Origin of the sequence: Sulfuricurvum sp. (assembly GCF_049305995.1) — a bacterium.
In the GTDB taxonomy this organism is placed as follows: domain Bacteria; phylum Campylobacterota; class Campylobacteria; order Campylobacterales; family Sulfurimonadaceae; genus Sulfuricurvum.
In genome coordinates, this window is the sequence record NZ_JBAQPS010000252.1 from 1 (window position 1) to 2828 (window position 2828).

The 2828-nt window shown below is 46.8% G+C and carries 2 protein-coding genes; both read right to left on the reverse strand.

Features of this window, described 5'->3' with window-relative positions; all coding sequences use genetic code 11:
• Positions 1-94: 94 nt before the first annotated feature.
• Positions 95-1096 (reverse strand): UDP-glucose 4-epimerase GalE, encoded by a 1002-nt coding sequence (gene galE, locus WA010_RS08645; protein WP_422556726.1) that lies wholly within the window; start codon positions 1094-1096, stop codon positions 95-97.
• Between the two features lie 48 nt (positions 1097-1144).
• On the reverse strand, positions 1145-2828 hold a 1684-nt coding region (locus WA010_RS08650), incomplete at its 5' end, for a molybdopterin oxidoreductase family protein (RefSeq protein ID WP_422556727.1).

Here is a 2828-nt window from a genome sequence, read left to right on the forward strand (position 1 = left end):
ATTTTGATGAGTAATACCGGTATTGTTGTAGAAGAATTTGTATTGCTGAACCCATAGGATTTAAATCTTATGGTGTTTCAGATTGTTGATTTTTTTACTTATAGCCTGTCGGATTTTTAGATTGAAAATTCCATGCATCATGGCACATTTGATCTAAATTTCGTTTAGCACTCCACCCTATTGCGGTATTAGCCTTGCTCGGATCAGCATAACATGCCGCAATATCTCCCTCTCGGCGCGGCGCAATTATATACGGGATTGATTGTTGACTTGCTTTGGAAAAAGCGTTTACTACATCCAAAACACTGTATCCTATTCCGGTTCCGAGGTTGATCGCGGTGCATTGTGGAGATGTTAATGCTTCAAGTGCTTTAAGATGACCGTGAGCTAGATCAACAACATGAATATAATCTCGCACCCCTGTACCATCATGGGTTGGATAATTTTCCCCAAAAATATTGAGATTTTCACGGCGTCCAATAGCAACTTGAGCAATAAACGGCATAAGATTATTTGGGATATCTTGCGGATCTTCACCTATTAATCCGCTTTCGTGAGCTCCTACTGGATTAAAGTAACGTAAAATCATAATTTGCCAGGTATTATCTGAACGATACAGATCGCGTAAAATGTCTTCAATTACTAATTTTGTTTGACCATACGGATTGGTTGTTCGAAGAGGATGATCTTCTCGAAGCGGTAGAGATTCAGGATCTCCGTATACGGTAGCTGATGAGCTAAATACGAGGGTTTTAATACTATTGGTTTGCATTGATCGGAGTAGACAGAGTGTTCCTTGAACGTTATTGTCATAATATTCCAACGGTTTGGCTACCGATTCACCAACCGCTTTTAAACCCGCAAAATGGATTACTGCATCACACCCTTGCATTGCTTGTGTCAAAGAAGACTCATCTCGAATATCTCCAATGATAAAAGTGATTAATTTTCCCGTGATAGTTTCAACACGCTTTAGTGCTTCAACTGAACTGTTTGAAAGGTTGTCATAGACAACTACATTATGACCGTTTTGTAGTAGTTCTACACATGTATGAGAGCCAATATAACCAGCTCCTCCGGTGACGAAAATAGTCATGAAATCTCCATTTGAAAGTTAATTAGAATTAACTTTAGGGCAATATAGTTAACTATTGATATTATACTGGAATTCTATGCATTTCTTTGAAAATGTAGTATTTTTTTGCAAGGTGATTTCACCGCTGATTTGGGGTGATTTCATTTTGATCCCTTCGGGGACTTTTTGCGAGTGGAGCTGCACGGCGGTTTGTTTAAAATTCGGTTCTCCCGATTTGGGGCAAAACAGACTCGGGGTGAGGGTGTTGATGAGCTGGGTATTGAAATGAAACGGGACGAACACATTCCCCTCTCGCACCGTCTGTGTAACCCGAATGACGATATTATCGACTCGACCGCGCGGTGAACTGATGGAGAGACGATCACCGCTTTTAACCTCTAATGCAAGCGCATCGGCAGGGTTAATATCGACCCACGCTTCGGGGGCTAGATCGTTGAGGATGGCGATCTCTCGCGTTTTGGTACGGGTGTGCCACTGCTCGACGGTTCTCCCCGTATTGAGAATTACGGGGAACTGCTCACCCGTAGGTTCTTGGAGCGGTATCCATTCCAACGGCAGCAGCTTGGCTTTGCCATCATAAGTGCGAAAGCCGATTTCAGGGGTGTACAGACGCGCTGATCCGAGGGGAAACTGTTCGTTGCACGGCCATTGGATTCCACCGTGTTTTTCCATCATCTCATAGCTCATTCCCGAATAATCACACAGCTGACCCTGAGTGACCCTTTTCCACTCCTCGAACGCATCTCTTGCGCTTTGCCAGTTGGGGAAAAGCATCTCTCGTACTCCATCAAAATAGCCTGAAAACTCCACGATAATATCAAAATCACTTTTTGCCAGCCCCGGAGGGTTGATAGCCTTGTTCGCACGGTTGCATCGGCGCTCTGAGTTGGTGTAGGTTCCCTCTTTCTCTCCCCATGTTGCGGCGGAGAAGACGACATCGGCAAGCTCTGCGGTATCGGACATAAACGCATCCTGCACTACCAATAATTCTAGTTTTGCGAGGGCGGCACGGAGGCGTGTTTGATCGACGAAACTCACGAGCGGATTGGTCGCTACGACCCACAGCGCTTTGATCTCGTCGCGCTCGATCGCTTCGATGATTTCGCCGTATTTGTAGCCGCGCGACGTCGGGATGAGCTCAAGGGGAACGTTGACGATGTCGGCGTACTCCTCGGCCGCTTTTACGTCCCCGTAGTTGCGGTATCCCGGAAGCGAGGAGGTAAAGCCGCTCTCTCTCGTTCCCATAGCGTTGCATTGTCCCGTAATCGAAAACGGTGCCGCTCCGGGACGTCCGATTTGTCCTGTGAGGAGGTGGAGGTTGATAATGGCGCTGACGGTATCGGTTCCCATGTAGGATTGATTGACCCCCATCGTCCATGCGGTGAGGGTCGCAGGGGAGCCGGCGATCAGACGGGCGAGTTCGTAGAGGGTTTTGACGTCAACGCCTGTGATATTGGCAACTTCCTGTGGCGGGTAGTTTTGAAGATGTTTACGCAAATCGCCCAATCCGGTGACGTTGTCTTTGAGATATTCGCTGTTTTCCCACCCCTGTTCGAGTACAATGTAGGCAAGTCCATTGAAGAGGGCCAGATCGGTTCGGGGTTTCAGAGGGATAAAGATATCGGCCATCTGCGCCGTTTTTGAGGCACGCGGGTCGATCACGATGATTTTAGGCTTTTTGGTATTTTTGGCGATATGGAGTTTGAGGATCGGATGGTTATCGGCGATGTTC